General features: G+C 72.3%; 20 protein-coding genes. 11 read left to right on the top strand and 9 right to left on the bottom strand.

The features are described 5' to 3' along the window. Positions 1-162: 162 nt before the first annotated feature. A complete protein-coding gene (locus ACIP79_RS06385) occupies positions 163-1,779 on the bottom strand; it encodes a VWA domain-containing protein (RefSeq protein WP_401220079.1) in 1,617 nt (538 codons plus the stop codon). Between the two features lie 302 nt (positions 1,780-2,081). Between ACIP79_RS06385 and ACIP79_RS06380 the strand changes: the two genes are divergently transcribed. Continuing rightward, a complete protein-coding gene (locus ACIP79_RS06380) occupies positions 2,082-4,157 on the top strand; it encodes a PhoX family protein (protein ID WP_401220076.1) in 2,076 nt (691 codons plus the stop codon). Between the two features lie 84 nt (positions 4,158-4,241). Here ACIP79_RS06380 and ACIP79_RS06375 read toward each other — a convergent pair whose 3' ends face one another. The 4 genes from ACIP79_RS06375 to ACIP79_RS06360 all read right to left on the bottom strand — a co-directional run bounded on the left by ACIP79_RS06375 (position 4,242) and on the right by ACIP79_RS06360 (position 8,831). Continuing rightward, entirely contained in the window at positions 4,242-6,179 is a 1,938-nt protein-coding gene (locus tag ACIP79_RS06375) for an FUSC family protein (RefSeq protein WP_401220073.1), read from the bottom strand. 27 nt (positions 6,180-6,206) lie between these two features. Continuing rightward, positions 6,207-7,214, bottom strand: a complete 1,008-nt coding sequence (locus tag ACIP79_RS06370) for an endonuclease/exonuclease/phosphatase family protein (protein ID WP_401220908.1) — start codon at positions 7,212-7,214, stop codon at positions 6,207-6,209. Between the two features lie 136 nt (positions 7,215-7,350). Then, positions 7,351-7,791, bottom strand: a complete 441-nt coding sequence (locus ACIP79_RS06365; RefSeq protein ID WP_401220070.1) for a hypothetical protein — start codon at positions 7,789-7,791, stop codon at positions 7,351-7,353. Positions 7,792-7,901: 110 nt separating this feature from the next. Beyond that, entirely contained in the window at positions 7,902-8,831 is a 930-nt protein-coding gene (locus tag ACIP79_RS06360; RefSeq protein ID WP_401220068.1) for a hypothetical protein, read from the bottom strand. A gap of 190 nt (positions 8,832-9,021) precedes the next feature. Between ACIP79_RS06360 and ACIP79_RS06355 the strand changes: the two genes are divergently transcribed. Further along, a complete protein-coding gene (locus tag ACIP79_RS06355) occupies positions 9,022-9,573 on the top strand; it encodes an SH3 domain-containing protein (protein ID WP_401220065.1) in 552 nt (183 codons plus the stop codon). Positions 9,574-9,699: 126 nt separating this feature from the next. Here ACIP79_RS06355 and ACIP79_RS06350 read toward each other — a convergent pair whose 3' ends face one another. Then, complete coding sequence (locus ACIP79_RS06350) at positions 9,700-10,161, bottom strand: hypothetical protein (RefSeq protein WP_401220063.1); 462 nt, start codon at positions 10,159-10,161, stop codon at positions 9,700-9,702. A 103-nt stretch (positions 10,162-10,264) separates the two neighbouring features. Between ACIP79_RS06350 and ACIP79_RS06345 the strand changes: the two genes are divergently transcribed. The 3 genes from ACIP79_RS06345 (at position 10,265) to ACIP79_RS06335 (ending at position 14,543) form a co-directional block, all read left to right on the top strand. Continuing rightward, positions 10,265-10,903 (top strand): NAD(P)-dependent oxidoreductase, encoded by a 639-nt coding sequence (locus ACIP79_RS06345; protein WP_401220060.1) that lies wholly within the window; start codon positions 10,265-10,267, stop codon positions 10,901-10,903. 29 nt (positions 10,904-10,932) lie between these two features. After that, positions 10,933-12,222 (top strand): PP2C family protein-serine/threonine phosphatase, encoded by a 1,290-nt coding sequence (locus ACIP79_RS06340; RefSeq protein ID WP_401220057.1) that lies wholly within the window; start codon positions 10,933-10,935, stop codon positions 12,220-12,222. Positions 12,223-12,338: 116 nt separating this feature from the next. Next, a complete protein-coding gene (locus ACIP79_RS06335) occupies positions 12,339-14,543 on the top strand; it encodes a hypothetical protein (RefSeq protein WP_401220055.1) in 2,205 nt (734 codons plus the stop codon). Between the two features lie 10 nt (positions 14,544-14,553). On the opposite strand, the gene ACIP79_RS06330 is transcribed toward ACIP79_RS06335, so the two are convergent. Then, positions 14,554-15,795 carry an amidohydrolase gene (locus tag ACIP79_RS06330; RefSeq protein WP_401220053.1) on the bottom strand — a complete coding sequence of 414 codons (1,242 nt, stop codon included), beginning with the start codon at positions 15,793-15,795 and terminating at the stop codon, positions 14,554-14,556. 128 nt (positions 15,796-15,923) lie between these two features. Between ACIP79_RS06330 and ACIP79_RS06325 the strand changes: the two genes are divergently transcribed. Further along, on the top strand, positions 15,924-16,715 hold the full coding sequence (locus ACIP79_RS06325) for a hypothetical protein (RefSeq protein ID WP_401220050.1): 792 nt from the start codon (positions 15,924-15,926) through the stop codon (positions 16,713-16,715). Positions 16,716-16,722: 7 nt separating this feature from the next. On the opposite strand, the gene ACIP79_RS06320 is transcribed toward ACIP79_RS06325, so the two are convergent. Next, positions 16,723-17,043, bottom strand: coding sequence for a DUF6401 family natural product biosynthesis protein (locus tag ACIP79_RS06320; protein ID WP_401220047.1), 321 nt, complete (start codon positions 17,041-17,043; stop codon positions 16,723-16,725). Positions 17,044-17,101: 58 nt separating this feature from the next. Next, positions 17,102-17,548 (bottom strand): ATP-binding protein, encoded by a 447-nt coding sequence (locus ACIP79_RS06315; RefSeq protein ID WP_401220044.1) that lies wholly within the window; start codon positions 17,546-17,548, stop codon positions 17,102-17,104. Positions 17,549-17,634: 86 nt separating this feature from the next. On the opposite strand from ACIP79_RS06315, the gene ACIP79_RS06310 reads away from it, so the two are divergent. The 5 genes from ACIP79_RS06310 to ACIP79_RS06290 all read left to right on the top strand — a co-directional run bounded on the left by ACIP79_RS06310 (position 17,635) and on the right by ACIP79_RS06290 (position 21,684). Then, the gene (locus ACIP79_RS06310) at positions 17,635-18,468 is read left to right on the top strand and encodes a Scr1 family TA system antitoxin-like transcriptional regulator (RefSeq protein WP_401220041.1); all 834 of its coding nucleotides are present in this window, start codon (positions 17,635-17,637) and stop codon (positions 18,466-18,468) included. Further along, complete coding sequence (locus tag ACIP79_RS06305) at positions 18,443-18,646, top strand: DUF397 domain-containing protein (RefSeq protein WP_401220038.1); 204 nt, start codon at positions 18,443-18,445, stop codon at positions 18,644-18,646. The genes ACIP79_RS06310 and ACIP79_RS06305 overlap by 26 nt, the downstream gene beginning before the upstream one ends. 77 nt (positions 18,647-18,723) lie before the next feature. Beyond that, the gene (locus ACIP79_RS06300) at positions 18,724-19,365 is read left to right on the top strand and encodes a Uma2 family endonuclease (protein WP_401220036.1); all 642 of its coding nucleotides are present in this window, start codon (positions 18,724-18,726) and stop codon (positions 19,363-19,365) included. A 64-nt stretch (positions 19,366-19,429) separates the two neighbouring features. Next, positions 19,430-20,062 carry a Uma2 family endonuclease gene (locus tag ACIP79_RS06295; protein WP_401220033.1) on the top strand — a complete coding sequence of 211 codons (633 nt, stop codon included), beginning with the start codon at positions 19,430-19,432 and terminating at the stop codon, positions 20,060-20,062. Between the two features lie 278 nt (positions 20,063-20,340). After that, positions 20,341-21,684, top strand: coding sequence for a helix-turn-helix domain-containing protein (locus tag ACIP79_RS06290; protein ID WP_401220030.1), 1,344 nt, complete (start codon positions 20,341-20,343; stop codon positions 21,682-21,684). The last annotated feature ends 313 nt before the right edge of the window (positions 21,685-21,997 follow it).

Below are 21,997 nucleotides of genomic sequence, written 5' to 3'. Positions count from 1 at the left end.
GGGGGCTGCTCCCAGGTCGGTACGTGGGGTGACGATCGTCGGTCCGGGTGGGTCCGGCCGTTCGTCTCGCGAACCTTGAAATCGTATCCGACATGGGTGGGCCGCCCGCCTCCCGTTTTACGGGGTGGGAAGCGGGCGGCCCGGGGCGGTGCTCGTAGGGGGTTACGGGCGCCAGGCGGCCAGTACGCCCTCGTAGACCTCGGCGTCCGTCAGCTCGCGCGGGGTCGGGCCCGCGTGGAAGAAGGCCGTGTTGGCGGTCTTCAGCTTGCGGAGGTAGTCGAAGGCCTTGCTGTCCTGCTCGCCGAAGGCGACGAAGGAGAAGAAGACGGAGGGGTGGGCCTTCGCCGCCTCCGTGAGGGACTGGGTGGCCGGGGTCTTGGCGTCCGGGGCACCGTCCGTCTGGAAGACGACCAGGGCGGGCACCGAGGTGTCCGACTTCTGGTAGTGCGTGAGGACTTCCTCCACGGCCGCGTGGTAGCTCGTACGTCCCATGCGGCCGAGGCCGGCGTGGAGTTCGTCGATCTTGTTGTCGTGGTCGGCGAGGGTGAGCTCGCCGGTGCCGTCCAGCTCCGTGGAGAAGAAGACGACGTGGACCGTGGCCGCGGGGTCGAGGTGGGCGGCGAGGGCGAGGGTCTGCTCGCCGAGGGCCTGGGCGGAGCCGTCCTTGTAGTACGCCCGCATGGAGGAGGAGCGGTCGAGGACGAGGTAGACCTTCGCGCGGGTGCCGGTGAGGTCGCGGGCGGCGAGGGCGGTGGCGGCCTCGTTGTAGGCGGTGACGAGGGTCGCGGGGAGGTCGGCCCCCGCTTCCGCGAGGTTCGGCTCCGCCTCGGGGGTCCTCTCGGCCTCGGGGGTCTTCTCGGCCTCGGACCGGGGGGTGGACACACGGCCTTCGGCCGCGTCGGTTTTCCCGCCCGCACCACCCGTGACGCTCTCGTCGTCGACTGCGGGTGGCCCCTGTGGGGCTCCATCGCCGTCGGCGGCCACCGGCTCGTCCACCTGCGCGGCGACCGGCTCGGGCGTCTCCGGCTCGGTCTCGGCCGCGACCTCTCGTTCGCCCTCGGACTCGGGGTCGACGACCGGTGTCGGTTCGACGGCCGGGGCGGGCTCGACGACCTCTTCCGGCTCGACGACGGCGTCCGGCACGGCTACCACCGGCACGGGCTCGGGCTCGGCCTCGGCCGCAGCGTCGGCGTCCGCGTCGGCCACCACCTTGGCCGCGACCACCGGCTCGGGCGTCTCGGGCTCGGCCTCGGCCGCGACCTCTCGCTCGCCCTCGGACTCGGGGTCGACGACCGGAGTCGGTTCGACGGCCGGGGCGGGCTCGGCCGCCGCTTCAGGCTCGGTCTCCGGCGCGGGGTCGGCCTCGGCCGCGACCACCGGCTCGGGCGTCTCAGGTTCCGCCGAGGCCGCGACCTCGCGTTCCGCCTCGGCCTCGGGTTCGACGACCGGCGTCGGCTCGGGGGCCGGTGCGGGCGCCGGGGCCGGTTCGGCCTCCGGGGTCCGGGCCGTCGGGACGGTCACGTTGTCGAAGGCCGCCGACACCAGCTCGTCCACCACGGACGGCTGGGGCTCGGAAGCCGGGGCCGGTACCGCCGCGGCGGTTTCCGGCCGGAGCTCGGACGACGGAGCCGGAATCCTCGGCTCGGCCGGTTCGGCCTCCGGGGTGGGGACCTGTGCCGGAACCGTCGGAGTCGAAGCCTCCCGCGAGGTCTCCCCGTCGGTGTCACGACCCTTGCGTGAGCGGCCGAACGCATTCCGCAAGACGGTGAGAATGCCCATGTGCGCAACCCTTCGCGTGAGTTGATGCCCGTCAATCCCTGGCCAGGACGGACACGTAAGGTTAGCGGTCACAGCTGGTGATCTTCGGCAGGGGCGGAGAACGAGGTCGGCATCCGTCAAGACCGCCTCTCCGGCCACACCCGCTCACCGCCGCACCGGACCTTCGGCGACGCTACCCGCGTCGCGTCAACACCCCAGTGGATGACGCGGGTTCACCACCCGTTCATCCCAGAGGCCTGTTTCCGCGCATACGCACCACCTAGCGTCACGCTGAAACCAAGGGACCGCATGGGGAGAGCAAAATGCGCAGACTTCTGCCGTTGATCGGAACACCCGACTCACATCCCGGCGGCAGGTCCGCGATGACCTGTCTCTACCGCTGTGGCAACGCCTGCTTCCACGACATTCCGAACACCAGCGACAACGAGTACGTCGGTGACGTCATCGCCACCGCGCTCAGCCGCCGTTCGATGATGCGGGCCGCGGCCGTCGTGACCGTCGCCACCGCGGCGGGCACCGCCGTCGTCGGCACCGGCGCCTCGCAGGCGCAGGCCGCCCCCGCCGCCGGCGTCGCCGCGACCTCGTCCAAGCACGGCAAGGCCGCCCGCGGCCTCCGCTTCACCCCCGTCGCCCCCAACCTCACCGACGCCGTGGTGATCCCCGAGGGATACGCCCAGAACGTCGTGATCCGCTGGGGCGAGCCCATCCTGCGCGGCGCCCCGGCCTTCGACCCGGACCGGCAGACCGCCGCGGCACAGGCGGGCCAGTTCGGCTACAACAACGACTTCCTGGCGCTGCTGCCGCTCCCCGGTGAGCGAGGCCGCCAGATCCTCGTCGCGAACCACGAGTACACCGACGAAGTCCTGATGTTCAAGGCGTACGACGCCGCGAACCCGACCCGTGAGCAGGTCGAGGTCGCCTGGGCGGCGCACGGCCTGTCCGTCGTCGTGGTCGAGGAGGACAGGCGCAGCGGCAGGCTGACGCCGGTCCCCCGTCACCACCTCAACCGCCGTGTCACCGCCACCACCGAGTTCAAGGTGACCGGCCCGGCCGCCGGTTCGGCGCTGCTGAAGACCTCCGCGGACCCGACCGGCCGCAAGGTCCTCGGCACGCTCAACAACTGCGCGGGCGGCGAGACCCCCTGGGGCACGACGCTGCAGGGCGAGGAGAACTTCAACCAGTACTTCGCCAACAGCAGCCGCCCCACCGACGCCCGTTACGGCATCGGCACCGGCGCCACCGAGCGCAAGTGGGAGCGTTTCGACAAGCGGTTCGACGTCGCGCAGGAGCCCAACGAGGTGCACCGGCACGGCTGGGTCGTCGAGCTGGACCCGTACGACCCGACCTCCACGCCCCGCAAGCGCACCGCGCTGGGCCGCTTCAAGCACGAGGGCGCCACGGCCCGTCTCACCGACGACGGCCGCCCGGTCCTCTACACCGGCGACGACGAGCGCTTCGACTACTTCTACAAGTTCGTCGGCAGCAAGAAGATGAAGCGGGGCAACTCCCGGGCCGCCCGTGAGCACAACCTCACGCTGCTCGACGAGGGAACGCTGTACGTCGCCAGGCTCACCGGTGACTCCCCGGTGGCCGAGATCGACGGCACCGGCAAGCTGCCCGCCGACGGCGAGTTCGACGGCGGCGGCGTGTGGATCCCGATCGCCACCGCCACCGCGAAGGGCGCCGTCTCGCACGTCGAGGGCATGACCGCCGAGGAGGTCTACGTCTTCACGCGGCTGGCCGGTGACAAGGTCGGCGCGACCAAGATGGACCGCCCCGAGGACATCGAGCCCTCGCCGGTCAGCGGCAAGGTGTACGTCGCGCTGACGAACAACACCAACCGCGGTGTCGGCAGCAACGCCAAGGCGGACGAGCCCAACCCGCGCAACGCCAACAAGCACGGGCACATCCTGGAGCTCACCGAGCGCCACAACCGCCCCGAGGCCACGACCTTCGCCTGGTCGCTGTTCCTCGTCGCGGGCGACCCGACCGACCCGGCCACCTACTTCGCGGGCTTCCCGAAGGAGAAGGTCAGCCCGATCTCCTGCCCGGACAACGTGGCCTTCGACCCGCACGGCAACCTGTGGATCTCCACGGACGGCAACCAGCTCGGCTCGCACGACGGCCTGTTCGGTGTCGCGACCAGGGGCGAGAGGCGCGGTGAGCTGAAGCAGTTCCTGACCGTCCCGAACGGCGCGGAGACCTGCGGCCCGCTCGTCCAGGACCGGCGCGTGCTCGTCGCCGTCCAGCACCCGGGCGAGATCAGCGGCGCGACCGTCGAGAACCCCGCCAGCGTCTGGCCCGACGGACCCGGCAAGATCGTCCGCCCGGCGGTCGTCGCGGTGTGGCGCAAGGACGGCTGCGACATCGGCGTCTGACGGCCGGCAGCTCTGCCGGAGGTGACGAGAACGGGGGCGCCCCTTGCCCGAGGGGCGCCCCCGTTCTCGTACCCGCGAGGGCCCTCAGTGCGGCGACGCGATCGCCCGAGCCGCCGCGACCTCCTGCCGCAGTGGTTCCAGGACGCTTCCCGAGGGCCCGGTGAGGTCGGTGCGGACCTCGACGAGCACGTCGGTCTCACGTACGCCTTCGGACAACTCCCGGAGCTGCATGGCGACTTGACCGACCTCGGCGGGCGAGGGCCGGGCGGCTCCGTGCCTGACCCGTACGCCCGCCGCCGTGGTCGCGTCGACGATCCGCTCGACGGCGACGACGAGCGGCAGCCACGCGGCGGCCCGTCGTCCGTTCGGCGGCGGTTCGGTCAGGGCGCGCTGGAACTCGGTGCGGATGGCGGACAGGTCGCGGTAGAGGCGGCGGCGCATCCGGGCGCGGGCGGCGGGGTCGGCGTCCGCCCCGAAGGCGTACTCCACGTATCCGGCGGTGTCCCCGACCGCGTCCGCGAGCCGGTCCCCGACCCGGGTGTGCCAGCTCTCCGGCCACAGCAGGTACCCGGCGACGATGGCGATCGCGCACCCCATGAGGGAGTCGACGAGACGGGGCTGGAGCAGGGCGGTGCCCTGGTGGTTGAGGATGTCGGAGACGAGCAGGATCACCGGCGTGACGGCGGCGGTCTGATAGCCGTAGCCGCGCGGGGTGAGCGCCGGGATGAGCGGCGCGAGCAGGAACATCACGGGTACGTCCCACCAGCCGAGCGGTACGACGGCGAGGATGCCGGCCGCGACGACGAGCCCCGCGACCGTGCCGAGCGCGCGCAGCAGTGCCCGGGAGAACACGGACCCGAAGTCGGGCTTCATCACGAAGGTGATGGTGAGGGCGACCCAGTACGAGCGTGCCACCGGGACGATCGACACGAGGGACTGCGCGATGCCGATGCACAGGGCCAGCCGCAGGCCGTAGCGCCAGGAGGCCTCGGACAGCAGGACGTTGCGGGCGGCGCGCACGGCACGCACCCGCAGCGCGGCGGGCCGGCCGAGCCGGTCGTCGGAGTTGAGCCCGTCCGGTGCCTGCCCGCTCACCACGTCGGCCGCGTGCCGCAGGGCGTGGTCGACGGCGCGCGCGGTCTCGCTCACGGGCGGCGGGAGCGTGATCCCTATCGGGCCGCTGTAGCCGGTCTCCACGGCCTCGGCGAGATGGCGCACGGCGGCGGGGATCTCGGCGGGCAGCGGTTTCCCGTACTGGTGGGCGGCCGGGGCCGCCTCCACGACGGGCGTCATGGCGTTCAACTGGGCCAGCAGGCGCACCAGATCGGGGCTGCGGCCGTGGTGGAAGGCGCGCCGGGCGAGGACGAGGTCGTACGACGTGTTGAGGGACTCGGTGACGGCGAGGCGCAGCCGGTCGTAGTCGGCGGTTCCGCTCGCGGCGAGCAGGTCCGCCACCGTGCGGTAGCTGTCGGCCACCGCGGCCCGTTCGGGCACCCCGGACCGCAGCGGCCAGGCGAGCAGTGCCAGCGCGAGGACGAGGAGTCCGCCGCCGGACATCAGCAGGGGCGCCAGCCACCACTGGCCCGGCAGGGGAAGTCCGGCGCCCACCACGCAGTTGAGGAGGAGCAGCAGGCCGGACACGGAGGCCACCGCGCCGATCGAGGAGATCATCCCGGACAGCAGTGCCACGGCGGTGACGGCGCCGACGGTGATCCAGCCGTGCCCGAAGGCGACCGCGCCGATGGTGACGCCCATCGCGCCGAAGAGCTGGGGGACGGCGATGTTGAGGATCCGCATGCGGTAGGCGTCGGCGGTGTCGCCGATGACTCCGGACAGGGCGCCCATGGAGACGAGGGCGCCGTACTCGGGGCGGCCCGCGGCGAGTCCGACGGCGAGCGGCAGGGCCATCGCGACGGAGGCGCGGGCCGCGGCGGCCCAGGGGACGGATGCCCGCTGCGGTTGGAGGTTCCTGACCAGCCAGTCGGGAGGGGCGAGGCGGCTGATGGGGAACTGGCGGAACATTCCCTCAGTATGGCGGGCGGCTTTGTCTCAGCCGCGTCGGCGGAGGGTGAGATCGACGACGAGCGCGTGGTGGTCGGAGCGGGCGAGACCGAGGAAGTCGGCCTTGCGCGCCGAGAAGTCGCGGGAGACCAGGACGTGGTCGATCTGGGTGCCGAGGGCCGGGGCGGTGCGCGAGGGCCAGCTCGGGGTGCGGGGGGCTCCGGCGAGCCGGGAGCTGTCGCGCAGGCCGGTGTCGAGGATGCGGCGGAAGGCGGCGTGGTCCTGGGAGGCGTTGAAGTCACCGGCCAGGATGGTGGGTTCGCCGCTCGCCGCCGCGTAGTCGCGCAGTGCGCCGAGTTCGCGCCGCCAGACGTCGACCTGGCCGGGGACCGGCGGCATGGGGTGGGCGAGCTGGAGCCGTACGGGGTGGCCGTTCACGTCGGCCACGGCGCCGGGCATGCCCATGGTGGTTCCGGGGACACCGTCGGCGGGCTTGAGCGGGAACCGGCTGAGGATCACGGACCCCTCGGACTCGGCGCCCTCGACCGCGGCCCGGTGGGGCAGCGCGCCGCCGGGTCCGCCGAAGGCGTCCGTCAGCGCGCGGGAGCAGCTGTACTCGCACTCCGCCACGAACACGATGGCGGGCTTCTTCCGTTCGACGGCGGCGACGAGCGCGTCGGTCGCCCATCCGAACTGCACGTTGGCCGTCATGACCCGGAGTCCGGCGAGGGGGGTCCCGGTGGGTTCACTGAGCCTGCCGTAGGGCTCGGTGTACCAGGCGAGACCGCCCAGTACGGCGACTCCCCACACCATGCCGGTGCGCCAGCGGGTGAGCAGCGCCAGTGCGAGAGCGAGTCCGGTGGGGGCGAGCAGCCACGGCAGGAACGCCAGCAACTGCGGTACGGGCGTGATCCCGTCGGTGTCCCCGGCCCGGCAGCCGAGGACCGCGCTCACGACGGCGAGCGTGGCCGCCGCGAGCCGGACGCAGGCGGTCCGCCCGCGCCGCCGCTCGGCCCCCTCGCCGTGACCGGCCCGCTCCGCCGTCGCCGTGTCCAGGTCCAGGTCCAACTCCAGGGCCCGCCCTTCCGCTCGTCCGGGGGGTGCCGGAATTCTCCCCTTAGGACGAGGCGGAGCGGTGCGGGGTTGCCCTGGACTTGGACTTGGACCTGGACACGGTTGCGGTGAGCGGCGGTTACGGAGTCCTGGTGGTGTGTCCCGCCGTGGCCAGCGCCCAGATCACGAAGATCGCGATGGCGATGGAGACGATCGACCAGAAGGGCGCGTAGGGCAGGAACATGAAGTACTCGATCATGGAGAGCGCGGCGAGGCCGATGCCGACGCCGCGTGCCCAGGCCTTGCCCTGGAGGATGCCCCAGCCGGTCACGGCCACCAGGACGCCGATGACGAGGTGGATCCAGCCCCAGGTGGTGAGGTTGAACTCGTACACGTAGCTGCCCAGGCGCGTGTAGACGTCGTCGGCCGCGATGCCCGCGATGCCGTTGAGGACGCTCAGGATGCCGCTGACCATCATCAGGACACCGGCGAACACGGTGCCGCCGGTGGCCCAGGACGAGCCTGCGTCGGAGGCCGTGCGGTGCTTGGGATCAAGGGGCGCTGCGGCTTGCTGGGTCATGGAGTCTCCTCGGGACGGACCTGAGAGGTCCCTGGCAGGTTCGCCCCGCGCGAGGGGAGACGCAGCACGGGTGGGCCGAACGGGTGACGGCCCGCCGGTTGGGGGAGCGTTCAGGCCCCGATCCGTGTCGTCGCCCCCTCAGCCCCCTCGGTCGGTGCCTGCGCCCGCGCCCGCGCCGCCGCCGACACCGACACCGCCCGCCGGTGCCGGGCGTACACGCCGCTGAGCAGGGCGGCGGTGGCCACGGTGATGCCGAGGGCGAGGAGCAGCCAGCAGGCTAGGCGGAGTGTGGAGGTGAGGGCGTCGTACACCGCGCCCGCCGCCGTGCGGGAGACGCCGGGCGGCAGGTCGGTGAGGGTCAGCCGGCGCCCGACGGCGATCGCGACGCCGAGCAGCGCGGCGCCCAGCGCGGTGCCCAGCCCGGTGGCCAGCACCGCGCGACGGCGGCACACCGCGACGAGGATCCCCGCGAGGGTGAGGACGACGGAGGCGGCGGGCAGCCAGAACGCGGCGACTTCGAGGACGTGGAAGCCCTTCCGGAGCCGGACCAGTTCCTCGGCCCCGAGCACGGTGATCTCGTTGTGCTGAACGGGGATGCGGTCCGCCAACGGCATGTTGTCGTCGGCGAGCCGGCGCTTGACCCGCTCGGTGACCGACGCGAGGTCGACGGTCACCGGCCCCGCGCTGTCGTCGCGCAGCGCCCGCATCACGGCGTCGTGCGCGGCCATGTTCGCCGTCTCCCACGCCGTGCGGTAGGCCTCGGTCTGCGTGAACGAGCGCACCGCGTCCCGTACGAAGGAGTTCACCGGCCCCTGCATCCGGGGCCGTACGTGCACCTCCCGCAGGATGCCGTCGGTCACCCCGGCCGCGATCGCGTCCCGCACGTCCGCGTCGGCGGCCAGCGGCGCCACCGTGGCCTCGTAGCGGGCCGTGTCGCCGATGCCGTAGAGCGCCCAGGCCGACAGCGCGCCCAGCGGTGCGAGCACGCAGGCGAGCAGGATCAGTGCGGCCGACAGAGCGCCGCGGGCGCGGTGTGACACCCCACCAGGCAAGGCCCGCGGGGCGCCCGGTGCGAGCGGGGTGGCTGCAAATGGGCGCACACGGCAAGCCGTACGTGGCCCGGCCCGGCGGACACCATGGCGCAGCCCGGTAACCGCACGGCCCGCGCGCTCTCCGGTGGAGGCCTCACCCGAACGGGTGTTACCTGGTTCTGGGGAGAAGGAGGCCGATATGCGCACCAACCCGGCCCTGCGGACCCTTGCCGTGGGCCTGTTCACCGGCGGCGTTCTCACCGTCGCCGTGGCGGGCACCTCGGCGGCGGCCACGCCGGCGCACTCCACCAGCCGTGGCGGATCGGACAGTCCCGTATGGGGCACCGTCGTCTCCCGCGGACCCATGAACGTACGGGAGCAGCCCACCGCGTACTCGTCAGTGGTCGACAGGCTCTCGCCGGGCAGTCAGGACCGTGTCCTGTGCGCGGTGCAGGGACAGAGCGTCTTCGGCGACACGGAGTGGTACTGGCTCGTCGGGGCGCAGGGCTGGGCGAGCGCCGTGTTCGTGGACACCGACGGTGAGTGGGTGCCCAGCTGTCAGGACCCGTGCCCCGGCTGGAAGAACGGCGCCTGGGACGACACGAACTGGAAGGACGGCGACAACAGCTGGAACGAGGACCGGTGGAACCACGGTGACTCCGCCGAGAGTTCGTCCGGCTCCTGGAGCTTCAGCGCCTCCGGTTCGTGGAGCTGGAGCATCTCCGGCTCCTCCGAGAGCTTCTGGGACTGAGGTCCCGGAAGGCGGGTGAGTGAGGGAAACGCAGGAGGCCCCGGCATCGGCCGGGGCCTCCCGCACGAACGGGGCGACTCGCGCCAGGCGTCACCTGACCCGGTGGCCCGCGCCCCGCGCCAGGGGTCACTTGACCCGGTGACCCGCGGCGTCCTCGTGGGTGTAGTAGCGGTAGAAGAGCATGGCGTACACGCCGGCCGAGACCGCCAGAGACATCAGCACGGACCGCAGGACGCTCGTGTCGCTCTGGCTGTGGATGAAGCCGAAGGCGATGCCCGCGAACGCCGTCCACAGCAGGGCGTGCAGTTCGCGCCGCATCAGCGGCGCCATCGCGCGTACGCCGATCCAGGCGCCGGCGAACACGATCGCGCACACGAAGCCGAACAGCACGTTCCAGCCGGTGATCGGGCCGGTGTCGCGGTTGATGGCCGCCGCCCAGAAGCCGTAGACGAGGCCGCCGGCCACGGGACCGGCCCATTTCAGGACGGCCGCCGCACGCTCGCCGACGAGGTCGGCCATGAGACCGGAGTCCGGTCCGGTTGTACGCGGTGTCCTCGACACCGGTGACGCGGGTGCTGCCTGAGCCATGGGAGCACTCCTCTCTCCTCGCCCCTGACTCCAGGGCACACCCCGCCCAGGTGGCTGGCAAGTCGGGATGCGGGGCCCAGGGCACCGTGCTTCGCTGGGCCTCATGAAGCTCGTACTCTTCGGTGCCACCGGGATGGTCGGCAGCCGTATCGCCACGGAGGCGTCGGCGCGCGGACACCTGGTCACGGCCGTCAGCCGGTCCGGGCAGTCCCCCGTCCCCGGGGTCACCGCGACGGCGGCGGACGTCTCGGACCGGGCGAAGGTCGCCGAGCTGGCGGCGGGCGCGGACGCGGTGGCCTCGGCGTGCGCCCCGCCCCGCGACGGCAGCGATCCCCGGGCGCCCTTCCTCGTACTGAACCAGTCGCTGGCGGAAGGCACCAGGGCGGCGGGCGTACGGCGCCTGCTGGTCGTCGGCGGAGCGGGCAGCCTGGAGATCGCGCCCGGCCGCGCACAGGCGGACCAGCCCGGCTTCCCCGAGGCGTACCTCCCCGAGGCCCGCGCCCACCAGGACGTCCTCACCTACCTCCGCACCCTCGACGACGGCCTCGACTGGACCTACGTCTCGCCCGCCTCCGAGATCGCGCCCGGCCGGCGCACCGGCGTCTTCCGCGTCGGCGGCGACGAGCTGCTCACCGACGAGCACGGCAACAGCCGCGTCAGCGCCGAGGACTACGCGGTCGCCTTCGTCGACGAGCTGGAGAAGGACGCCCATCCGCGGGCCCGTATGTCGGTCGCGTACTGACGGGCACGGGGAAGAGGCGGTACGGCGAGGTGCGCGGCCGGCGGTCCGCCATCGAGCGGCTTCCGCCCGCCGGGCGGGCGGACGCGGTCCAGCGGCAGCGGATCCTGCGGCTGCGCGGCCGCAGTGTCGCGTGGGTTCCGCCGCTGCTCCTGCTGATCGCCATCACCCTGCTCGACGCGAACACCTCGGGCGAGTTCCGGATCATCTCCTGGATCGTGCTGGTGCCGGGTATCGCGGCGGCGATCTGCGGGGTGTGGGGCACGGGCGCGTTCGCGGCGCTCTCGCTGGTCACCTACTTCGCCGTCGACACGTCCTGGCCGCACCAGTACCAGACCGGGCTGCCCGACTTCATCCTCGTCGCCGTCGGCGGCGTCCTGGCGACGCTGGCCTGCGCGGTCCGGGTCCGGGGCGAGCAGCGCATGCTGCACATGCGGGACGTCGCCGAGACCACCCGGCGCACCCTGCTGCGTCCGCTGGCACCGGGCTGGGGCGGCCTCGACCACGCCGCCGTGTACCTCGCGGCGGACAGCGAGGCCCGCGTCGGCGGCGACTTCTACGACATCCAGCCGGGCCTGTACGGCACCCGCGTGCTCCTCGGCGACGTGCAGGGCAAGGGTCTCGCGGCCGTCGAGTCGGCCGCGGCCCTGCTCGGCACCTTCCGCGAGTCCGCCTACCACGAGCCGCTTCTGCGCACCGTCGCCGACCGCCTGGAGATCCGTATGCTCCGGCACGTCGACTACTCCGCCTCGCTGGGCCACGAGGACGACGACCGCTTCGCGACGGCGATCCTGGTCGCCTTCCCCCGGAGTCCGGCCGGCGCCCCGACCGAGCGGCACGGCCCGCCTCTGTGGGGTGGTTCCGCGCGCCAGGCCGCGCCCGCCGATCCGCCGGTTCCCACGACCTCCGCCGGCGCCGCCGACACCGCCTACACCGTCGAGGTCGTCAACTTCGGGCACGAACCGCCGCTGGTGATCTCGCCCGACGGCGTACGTTCGCTGCCTCCCGGTGACGGACTCCCGCTCGGGCTCAGCGAGTTGGCCCACCATCCGCCGCCGCCGCTGGACGTCACGCTCGCGCCGGGGGAGACCCTGCTCCTCGTCACGGACGGGGTGACCGAGGCACGCGACGGGGCCGGGGAGTTCTTCCCGCTCCGGGAACGGGTGACCCGCGCGGTGGCCGAGGACCCGCGCACCGCAGACCCCCAACTCCTCGTCCAGTTCGTCCGCGACGCCACGCTGCTGCACTGCGGCGGTCACCTGGCCGACGACACGACGATCTTCGCGGTACGTCGTCGGCGGCCACCGGAGCCGTTGCCGTAACCCCTGCTCGGCCCGGTACAACCAACCTCATAGAGGGGCGTTTGCACTCCTGCCGTGCCCCTTTGCAGGCGCAGCGGTTACGGTGCTGGCGTACGTGATCGATGGGGAGGGAACCTATGCCAGGAACCGTGCTGCTCCTCGCGGCCTCGCCGGTGGGCAAGGGGTGTCTCGTCGACGCGGCCTCCGTGCTTCCCGTGCTCGCGGCGGTGTCCCCGCAGGTGCTGTCCGGCGCCGACACCGCGAACGTGGTGGAGCTGGCCGACCCGCTGGAGCCGCAGGCCGTCCTCACCCGGCTGCGCGCGGCGGCGGGGGCGCCCGGACCGCTGACGGTGTTCCTGACCGGGCAGCTCAGCCTGGACCGCCGCCAGCATCTGCCCCATCTCGCCCTCGCCCGCACCACCCCGGCGTCGGTCCGGTACACCGCCTTCCCCTGGCACTGGATCGCCGAGGAACTCCGGCTCCGCGCGCCCGGCACCACCGCCGTCGTGGCCGACCTGCACGCCGACCCGGCGGCCTGGCAGCACCTCCTCGCCCACCCGCTCTCCGCGGGCCCGACCGCCGACCTGTACGGCCGCGTCGCCCCACCGCCGCCCCGCCGCACGGTGGCCTCCCCGACCTACATGAAGGCCGTCGCCACCCTCCTCCGCAGCGGCCACCGGCCCCCACTCCCCCAACTCCACGAACACGCCCTGGCCCGGGTCACGGGGGAGGGCGGCCACGGCGACCTGATCCTGCACCGAACAGCCCAGACCCCGGGCGCCGGCCCGGAGGCCCCCGCCCGCCCCACCGCCCCACCGACTCCTGGCCGATTCGTCCCTTCGGCCGCTGACCTGCCCGTCCCCGAGGGCTTCGTCCTCTCCGCGCCCGCCGCGCCGGTCCCCGGAGCTTTCGCCCCCTCGGCCGCTGACCAGCCCATCCCTGACGGCTTCGTCCTCTCCGCGCCTGCCGCGCCGGGTCTCGAAGGGTTCGCCCCTTCCGCCGCTGACCTGCCGGTCCCCGAGGGTGTCGCTCCCGCCGTACCGGCTCCCGAGCATTTCGCCCCTCCGGCCGCAGCCCTGCGGGTCCCCGACGGTTTCACTCCCTCCGCGCCCGCCCCGCCCATTCCCGGGGACCTCGTCCCCGCCGCGCCTGCCCTGCCGCTTCCCCAGGGTTCCGTCCCCTCCGCCGCAGACCCGCCGGTTCCCGACGGTTCCGTCCCCGCCGCCGCAGACCTGCCGCTTCCCGAGGGCTTCGTCCCCTCGGCCGGCGCCCCGCCCGCCCCTGAGGGCTTCGTCCTCTCCGCGCCTGCCCCGCCGGTTCCCGAGGGGGTCGCTCCCGCCGCGCTCGCGCCGCCCGTTCCCGGGGACCTTGTGCCTTCCGCGCCCGGCCTCTCCGTCCCCAGGGGTTTCGCTCCTTCCGCGCCTGCCGCGCAGGTTCCCGAGGGCTCCGTCCCTTCCGCCGCCGCCCCGCCCGCCCCGGAGGGCTTCGTCCCCTCCGCGCTCGCGCCGCCCGTTCCCGGGGACCTTGTCCCTTCCGCGCCCGGCCTCTCCGTCCCCAGGGGTTTCGCTCCTTCCGCGCCTGCCGCGCAGGTTCCCGAGGGCTCCGTCCCTTCCGCCGCTGCCCCGCCCGCCCCGGAGGGCTTCGTCCCCTCCGCGCTCGCGCCGCCCGTTCCCGGGGACCTTGTCCCTTCCGCGCCCGGCCCCTCCATCCCCAGGGGTTTCGCTCCCTCCGCGTCCGCCCCGCCGGTTCCCGGGGGGTTCGTTCCCTCCGCTGCCGACCCGCCCGCCCCCGCGGGCTCCGTTCCCTCCCCGCCCCTCCCCGGGGGCTTCGCCCCCGGACCCCCGCGTCCGGCCGAACGGCCTCGTCCGCAGTTGCCCCCGGAGGGCGTACGCGCGGACGGGGCGGAGAGTGGCGACCCCCATGCCCTCATCGCCGAGGCCGTGCGGGCCGGGCGGCATGTGGATGCCGACGGGCTCGCCGCGCGGGAGGAGCGGGACGCGGTGCGGGCGCATGGGCCGGGCTCGGAGCAGGTGCTGCACTGGATGGAGGTGCGGGCGGACCTGGCGATGTTCGCGGGGGATGCGGTGCGCAGCTGCCGGACGTGGCTGGCGATCGCGACGGCGAGGCTCGGCGCGGGCCAGCTGCCGGAGGAGCCCGCCGTCGAGACGGCGGCCGACCACGCTCACCACCAGTGGGGCACCATCGACGACCCCGCGCGGGCCCGCGAACTCGGCCCCGCCGTCGCCGACCTGCGCCGCCGGGTCCCCGGCCGCCGAGAGGGCGCGCTGAGCCACGTACAGCGTCACCTGGACGACCTCCAGGCGACGGAACTCACCGGCTGAGCAAGGGAGTTCAGGCCGGCGCCAGCCAGGCCAGCGCCCCCGACACCAGTGTCCGCACGCCGGGCGCGACCACGGAGAGGTCGGGGGCGAAGAGCGGGCTGTGGTTGCTGGGGACGGCGTCGAACCTCGTCATCAGGTCCTCGCCCGGCGCCTCGTCCCACACCGCGGCCGGAGTACTCGTCACGAACCAGTAGGAGTACGGCAGTTCGCCCACGGCGAGCTGGGAGAAGTCCTCGCTGCCCATCGCCGGACCGGGGTCGAAGACGCTGGCCTCGCCGAACACCTCGCGGTGCACACCGGCCACCCGGTGGTCGGTGTCGGGGTCGTTCACCGTCGCCGGGAAGCTGTTGGTGAGCGTCACCTCGGGCCCGCGCGGGCAGCCCGCGGCGACGCACTCCCCCTCGGCGATGCGGCGGACCGCGGCGAGCATCCGGTCCCGGACCGCCTCCGACTGCGTACGGAGGTTGAGGGAGATCCGGGCCGTGCTCGGGATGATGTTCGGGGCGGTGCCCGCCTCGATGCGGCCGACGGTCAGCACCGCGGACTCGCGCGGCGCGACCTCGCGGCTGACGACGGCCTGCAACCGGGTCACGATGTACGCGGCGGTCACCACCGGGTCAACGGTCGTCTCCGGCCGCGAACCGTGCCCGCCCCGCCCGTGCACCACGATGTCGACGTCCGTCGTCGCCGACATGATCAGCCCCGGCACATGCGCGTACAGGCCCGTGGGCCCCGGCGCCACATGCTGGCCGAGCAGCACCTCGGGCCGCGGGAAACGGTCGTAGAGCCCGTCCGCGACCATCGCGGCGGCGCCCCTGCCCGACTCCTCCGCGGGCTGGCCCACCACCAGCAGCGTCCCCGACCAGGCGTCCCGTCCGGCGGCCAGCGCAGCCGCCGCGCCGGCCAGCCAGGTCACGTGCATGTCGTGTCCGCAGGCGTGCATCACGCCGGGCGCCTTGGAGGCGTACGGCAGTCCGGTCGCCTCGATCACCGGCAGCGCGTCCATGTCGGCGCGCAGCAGCACGGTCGGTCCTTCGCCGTTGCGCAGCAGTCCGGCGACTCCGGTGCCGCCGACGCCCTCGGCCGTCTCGAACCCCGCCCCGGTGAGCCGCTCGGTCAGCGCGGCCGCCGTCCGGTGTTCCTTGAAGGCGAGCTCCGGGTGGCGGTGCAGGTCCTGGTAGAAGTCCTCCAGCGCGGGGACCGGGAGGCCGGCGGTGATGTCCAACGCGGCACGTGCTGCGGCAGAGGTCATGAACGCAGCGTAGACCGGCCGCCTGTCACCCGCCGTCACCTGTATGGCGGCGCCCACCACGGTCGGAGCGGCCGTTCGCTGCTATCCACGAGGGAGGGGGACGCAGCCCACCGAAGGAAGAACCGCTCATGGTCACGCTCTCCATAGAATTCACCCAGGGCCTGAACGATGCCTGGTCGAAGGTGGCGACGTTCGTCCCCCAGTTGATCGGCTTCCTGGTCATCCTGGCCATCGGCTGGTTCGTCTCGAAGCTGATCGCGAAGGTCCTGGACCGGGTCCTGCGCAAGGTCGGCTCCGAGCGCCTGTCGGACCGCGCGGGCACGGCCCGCCTGCTCCAGGACTCCAAGTACGACATGACCGGCATCGTCTGCAAGATCGTCTTCTACGCGCTGATGCTGATCACCCTCCAGCTCGCCCTGGGCGTCTTCGGTGCCAACCCCGTCAGCACGATGATCAACGGAATCGTGGCCTGGATCCCGCGTGGCATCGTCGCCGTGGTCCTCGTCGTCATCGCCATGGCCATCGCGAACGCGGTCCGCGGGATCGTCGGCAGCGCGCTGTCCTCCGTCTCGTACGGCAGGACGGTCGCCACCGTCCTGTGGGCCTGCATCCTCGCCCTCGGCGTCATCGCCGCGCTCGGCCAGGCGGGCATCGCCACCACGGTCACCCAGCCCGTCCTGTACGCGGCCCTCGCCGCCGTCGCGGGCATCCTGATCGTCGGTGTCGGCGGCGGCATGATCGCCCCGATGCGCCAGCGCTGGGAGCGCTGGCTGACGACCGCCGAGCGCGAGTCGATGAACGCCAGGGGCAGCATGTCCGCCTACCAGGCCGGCCGTCAGGACGCGATGTCGAACCAGCCGGTCCGGGAGCGGACCGAGATGCCGGGCTCGACGATGCCGGGCCCGACGGACGACATGTAGCCGACGGCTACTCCTCGCCGGTCCGCTGTTCCGGCAGCAGCCCGTGCCGCGTCACCAGCCAGGTGATCGCGGTCAGCCGGCACACCGCGTAGTCATGACCGACGGGCTCGCGCCAGTCCAGCTCCGCGAGCCCGTCGAGGAACCCGAGGGCGTAGTCGGTGAGGCTCTCCCGGTCCGGCGCGCCCGGCACGAGCCCGGCGCCCGAGGCTTCCAGCCGGTCCCGCAGCTCCGCCACGTGCTGGTCGACGGCAGCCGTGAACGCGGGCTCGAACGCGAACTCCGCGAAGCGGGGCGCGTACGCGTGGCTGATCTCGACCAGGGGTGACATCCCTCCAAAATAGGTGCGCGGCCCCTGCCCACGGGAGGGGCCTTTGTCATGCTTTCCGTCACATCGCGCCCGAGGTGGGGCCGGTGTCCCGGTCGCCGGTGTGGCACTCGAACCACACGGTCTTTCCCCGCCCCGGCAGCGGATGCCACCCCCACCGGTCGGTGACACCCGCCACGATCACCAGCCCCCGGCCGCCCTCGCCGAGCTCGTCCACAGCTGTGGACAACGGTGGCCGCGGGCAGGTGTCGGTCACCTCCACCCGTACGCCGTTCACCCGCCGCAGCATCAGCAGCGCGGCGCGCCGTCCGGGTACGTGCCGTACGACGTTCGCGAGCAGCTCGGTCAGCGCGAGCGCCGCGGCGTCGGTCAGTTCCGGCATCTCCCAGGCGATGAGGTACGCCCGCAGGATCCGCCGGAGGTGCCCGGCGGAGTGGTCACCGACGGTGAAGTTGATGCCGTACCTGGCGTCAATAACGCTGTCGGGGAGGTCAGTTGCGTGATTCATGTCACCAGCGTGGAGTGGAGTGATTACGCTCGGCTACAGACCGAATTGAACGCCGCACGGCGTTCGGACTTGGGGGTGACCGTCCCATGGCCCACATCCGCGAACTCGACCCCGGTGCAAGCCCGTTGGACTACTTCGGCTCGGAGCTGCGCCGCCAGAGAGAGGCGGCGGGACTCAAGCAGGGGGAGCTGGGCGATGTCATCTTCTGCACGGGCTCGCTGATCGGTCAGGTCGAAACCGCACACAAGGTGCCGACCAGGGATTTCGCCGAGCGCCTCGACGCGGCGCTGATGACGGGCGGGGCGTTTTCGCGGTTGATCGGGCTGGTGTTACGGAGCCAACTGCCTTCCTGGTTTCAGCAGTACGCGGAGATGGAGGCGCGGGCTACGTACATCTGCACGTATCAGGCGCAGATGGTCTACGGGCTTCTACAGACGGAGGGGTATGCCCGGGCGGTGCTGGCCACCGGTATGCAGGGCAGCCTCGACGACCTGGTGGCGGCGAGGATGGAGCGTCAGCGCATTCTGAAGCGGGAGTGTCCGCCGCTGGTTCTGGTGGTCTTGGACGAGGCCGCGCTGCACAGGCCGATCGGCAGCCGCAAGATCATGCGAAACCAACTCGCCCACCTGTTGGGCTTCTTGGACCAACGCTGGGTCAGAATCCAGGTGCTCCCGTTTGCCGCTGGCGAACACGCGAGCCTCATCGGGGCGTTCAACACCCTTCGCTTCAACGACGACCCCGACCTCGTGTACACCGAAGACCTCATCTCGGGGCACATGACCGCAAACACCGAGACCGTCCGGGAGGCGGCCCTCCGTTACGCTGCCTTGCAGGGTGCAGCCCTTTCCGTAGAGGATTCGGCGGCACTGATCACCCGCGTGATGGAGGACAGCTATGGGGACCGACCAGGACCTGACTAACGCGCGGTGGCGCAAGTCCACGTACAGCGGCAACACCGGCGGCGACTGCGTCGAGGTCGCCGACCTGACCCCCCACATAGCCCTCCGCGATTCCAAGAACCCGGAGCTGGGTGCCTTCGCGGTCACCCCCGCCGCCTTCACCGCCTTCGCCACGGCAGCCGCGTCCGGCGCCCTGTGACGCGAACCGTTCAGGATTCCGTATGCGGGCCGCCGGTCTACCCTGGGACTGTCGCGCTGAGCGAAGGAGGTCTGTCCATGGCGACGGCGGAGCCGATCATCATGCCGGGGTACCAGGGTGAGTACATTCACGGTCCCTACGACGATCCTGACGGCGAACACGAGCGGCCCCAGTACGTGGGCGCCGTGGGCGTCGAGCAGGCCTTCGAGCTCTTCAGTGCGGCTGCCCCCGAGGGCTGGCGCGTGGAGCTGGTCGAAGGGGAGATCTACGTGGTGCCACCGGCGAACGGGGAGCACGAGGAGATCGTGTCGGAGCTCAGTGGGCAGGTCCGGGACCACGACAGAGGGCTGGGCCGCTACACCGGCATCGGCCTGAACGTTCCTGGCGCCTCCAGGACCGGGCACGTCATCCCCGACCTGGTCATCGCTCCCAAGGGCAGCTTCCACGACGAGGACGAGTGGCACGAGTCGGCGCCCGTGATCCTGGTCGCCGAAGTCACCTCGGGATCGACCGCCGCACGGGACCGGGAGACGAAGATCCGTGGTTACGCACGGGCGGGTATCCCGGTCTACCTCCTGATCGACCGGGAGGAGAGCGAGGTCGTGGTGTTCTCGGAGCCGGACGGCGCCGACTACTCGAAGGCGCTCAGGCACAAGCTGGGCCTGGCGGTGCCCCTGCCCGCCCCTCTGGGGTTCGAGCTGGACACCTCGGAGTTCTGAAACAGCGTTGTGCTGAACGCACTGGCCCCTGGGGCGAGCGGCTTGTCCCATGGGAGACCGCGTCATGACCGAGCAGGCCATCTACCGGCACCTTCGCGAACTGCGCGACCACTTCACCCCGCCGCGCGGGTTCACCTATCCGGAGATCAGCGACGGCACGTTCGTCATCATGATGAGCCCTCGCCCTCGCCATCGGGTCACGGCCTCGGACGTACGCGATCAGCTCGCCCCTCAGCTCCCGGAGGGCATCGGCGCCTTCGAGGCGACCGACACCGACGACGCCGCCCTCGGCAAGCTCCGCATCCCGGACCTCATCGTCACCGCGCGTGAGGCGATGCTGACCGACAGCCCGCTGCACGGCCGTGAGATCCACCTCGCCATCGAGATCGTCTCCCCGTCGAACCCCGGCAACGACTACGACGCCAAGAGCCGCGACTACCCCGCCATGGGCATTGCCCGATACCTCATCCTCGACCCCCGGGACGGGACGTGGACGTACCAGTGGGACATCGACACCTGCGACGGGCGCCCGGCCTACGGCAACCGGCTGCACAGGCAGCCGTACGGGACTCCGCTCGCCATCACGACCGAGCTGGGCACCTGGAAGCTGGACACGAGTGGGCTGCCGCTCTACAGCCGCAAGGACATGATGCTGGGCCCGGAGCCCGAGGGGCCGGAAGCCGCTCCCGGGGCGTAGTGCGCGTGGTGGGCCGGTTCCGCCGCCCGCGCGGGCCCCGCTTGCGCGGCAAGGACGAGCGCCGCGACCGCGATGACAGCCGCGCCGATCCCTCTGGTGTAGCGGGTGGAAATACGTCGGAGCATGGCGACCTCGCAACGACAGCGGCGTATTAAGCGGGCTTAATCTGGCGCTTAACGTAGGGGTTGGGAGTGTCAAAGGGCAAGAGGAGTAAGGGGAGTTGGAACAATAGTCAAGAGTTGACCGAATGTAAGTCCGGTTACTGGCATGCTTAAGTCATGGCGGAGCGCGACGACCCGGAGATCATCGGGCGCAGGGTCCAACAACTGCGTACGGAACGCGGGTTGACGCAGAAGCAACTGGCGGAGCCGGTGTACACACCGGCCTACGTCTCCACGCTGGAGGCCGGCCGCGTGCGGGCCTCCGAGCCCGCGCTCAGGCACATCGCCGAGCGCCTCGGCGTGGCGTACGAGGAGCTGGTCACCGGCCGCCCCGCCCACCTCGCCACCGATCTGCGCCTGCGTCTCACCGACGCGCAGCGCACCCTCGCGACCGGCGAGGCGGAGGTCGCGGCGGAGCAGTACGACGGTCTCCTCGCGGAGGCGAAGGCGCACGGGCTGGTCGCGGAGCAGGCCGCCGCGCTGCTGGGGCTCGGTGAATGCGCCCTGGAGACGGGCGATCTGGAGACGGCGCGCAAGCGGTTCGAGGAGTCCGAGGGCCGGTTGGGTGACGCCCCGCTGCCGAACCGTGTGCCCGCCCTGCGCGGCCGTGCCGTCTCCCACTACCTCGCCGGTGAACTCCGTTACTCCTGCTACCTGTTCGAGTCCACCATCGACGAGCTGAACCGCACCGGGATGCACGACCCGGACGCCCTCCTGCTCCTCTACGCCGGCGTCATAGCGCCGTACATGGACATGGGCGCGCACGCCAGAGCCGCCCAGGCCGCCGAGCTCGCCCTCGCGCTGGCCCCCCAGGTGGGTGAACCGGCGCTGGTGGCCCGGATGCACCGGTCGGTCGCCCGGACGATGATCGCCGAGGGGCGGATGGCGGAGGCGGACGCCTCGCTGGCCAAGGCCGCGGAGCTCTATCGCCAGCTCCAGATCCGTACGGAGCTGGCCAACTGCCACTGGATGCGCGGGTACCTGTACGTCCAGAACGGTGAACTGGAGCGGGCCGAGGGTGAGTTGCGGGAGGCCCGCGCGATGCTCTCCGCCAAGCGGGCCGCCCTCTACACCAGCCAGGTCGCCGTGGAACTGGCGGACGTGCTGCACCGGCTCGGCAAGTCCGAGGAGGCGGCCACGCTGCTCCATGAGGTGCTCGGTGATCTCAGTCCCGAGCGCGGTGCCGTCCACTCGGCCGGCGCGCACCGGCTGCTCGGGATCATCGCCGAGGACGCGCGGGACACGGAGTCGGCCGAGGAGCACTACGTCCGTGCGCTGAGTCTTCTGGAGCGGGCCGGTGCCGCGGGCGATCTCGCCGACCTCTGCCGCCTTCTCGGCGACCTCTTCCGCCGTACCGGCCGGGTGGAGGCGGCCCTCGACGCCTACCGCACGGGCCTCGGCCACCGCACAGCCCCCGGCACCACCACCCTCGGCCCCGCCCCGGCCCAGCCCCCGCTCTGACCTTTTCTCGCCCCCTCCGCCCCTACCCGTCCCGTACTCGGGGGCTCCGCCCCCGAACCCCCGCTCCTCAAACGCCGGAGGGGCTGAAATTTTCCCCGGGCGGCGCTAGAGATTTTCAGCCCGTCCGGCGTTTGAGGACGAGCGCGAAGCGCGAAGCGGGGGTCTGGGGGCGGCAGCCCCCAGGAACGGGACGGGCAGGGGCGGAGGGGCGAAAAACCCCATCCTCAGCCACCGCACAGCGTCCCCCGTTAGCCTGCGACGGCGGGCGATCAGTACATCCGAGGGCAGGCGGGACCAGGCACGTGGAGAACGA

Source organism: Streptomyces sp. NPDC088747 (assembly GCF_044751025.1).
Classification (GTDB): domain Bacteria; phylum Actinomycetota; class Actinomycetes; order Streptomycetales; family Streptomycetaceae; genus Streptomyces.
This window is presented reverse-complemented; position numbering and strand designations above follow the sequence as displayed.

Excerpts from the sequence above, each read along its gene's own strand:
- ACIP79_RS06385 (WP_401220079.1), bottom strand. The coding sequence starts at position 1,779 with ATGGGCATTCTCACCGTCTTGCGGAATGCGTTCGGCCGCTCACGCAAG.
- ACIP79_RS06380 (WP_401220076.1), top strand. The coding sequence starts at position 2,082 with ATGCGCAGACTTCTGCCGTTGATCGGAACACCCGACTCACATCCCGGC.
- ACIP79_RS06375 (WP_401220073.1), bottom strand. The coding sequence starts at position 6,179 with ATGTTCCGCCAGTTCCCCATCAGCCGCCTCGCCCCTCCCGACTGGCTG.
- ACIP79_RS06365 (WP_401220070.1), bottom strand. The coding sequence starts at position 7,791 with ATGACCCAGCAAGCCGCAGCGCCCCTTGATCCCAAGCACCGCACGGCC.
- ACIP79_RS06355 (WP_401220065.1), top strand. The coding sequence starts at position 9,022 with ATGCGCACCAACCCGGCCCTGCGGACCCTTGCCGTGGGCCTGTTCACC.
- ACIP79_RS06350 (WP_401220063.1), bottom strand. The coding sequence starts at position 10,161 with ATGGCTCAGGCAGCACCCGCGTCACCGGTGTCGAGGACACCGCGTACA.
- ACIP79_RS06345 (WP_401220060.1), top strand. The coding sequence starts at position 10,265 with ATGAAGCTCGTACTCTTCGGTGCCACCGGGATGGTCGGCAGCCGTATC.
- ACIP79_RS06335 (WP_401220055.1), top strand. The coding sequence starts at position 12,339 with ATGCCAGGAACCGTGCTGCTCCTCGCGGCCTCGCCGGTGGGCAAGGGG.
- ACIP79_RS06330 (WP_401220053.1), bottom strand. The coding sequence starts at position 15,795 with ATGACCTCTGCCGCAGCACGTGCCGCGTTGGACATCACCGCCGGCCTC.
- ACIP79_RS06325 (WP_401220050.1), top strand. The coding sequence starts at position 15,924 with ATGGTCACGCTCTCCATAGAATTCACCCAGGGCCTGAACGATGCCTGG.
- ACIP79_RS06320 (WP_401220047.1), bottom strand. The coding sequence starts at position 17,043 with ATGTCACCCCTGGTCGAGATCAGCCACGCGTACGCGCCCCGCTTCGCG.
- ACIP79_RS06315 (WP_401220044.1), bottom strand. The coding sequence starts at position 17,548 with ATGAATCACGCAACTGACCTCCCCGACAGCGTTATTGACGCCAGGTAC.
- ACIP79_RS06310 (WP_401220041.1), top strand. The coding sequence starts at position 17,635 with ATGGCCCACATCCGCGAACTCGACCCCGGTGCAAGCCCGTTGGACTAC.
- ACIP79_RS06305 (WP_401220038.1), top strand. The coding sequence starts at position 18,443 with ATGGGGACCGACCAGGACCTGACTAACGCGCGGTGGCGCAAGTCCACG.
- ACIP79_RS06300 (WP_401220036.1), top strand. The coding sequence starts at position 18,724 with ATGGCGACGGCGGAGCCGATCATCATGCCGGGGTACCAGGGTGAGTAC.
- ACIP79_RS06295 (WP_401220033.1), top strand. The coding sequence starts at position 19,430 with ATGACCGAGCAGGCCATCTACCGGCACCTTCGCGAACTGCGCGACCAC.
- ACIP79_RS06290 (WP_401220030.1), top strand. The coding sequence starts at position 20,341 with ATGGCGGAGCGCGACGACCCGGAGATCATCGGGCGCAGGGTCCAACAA.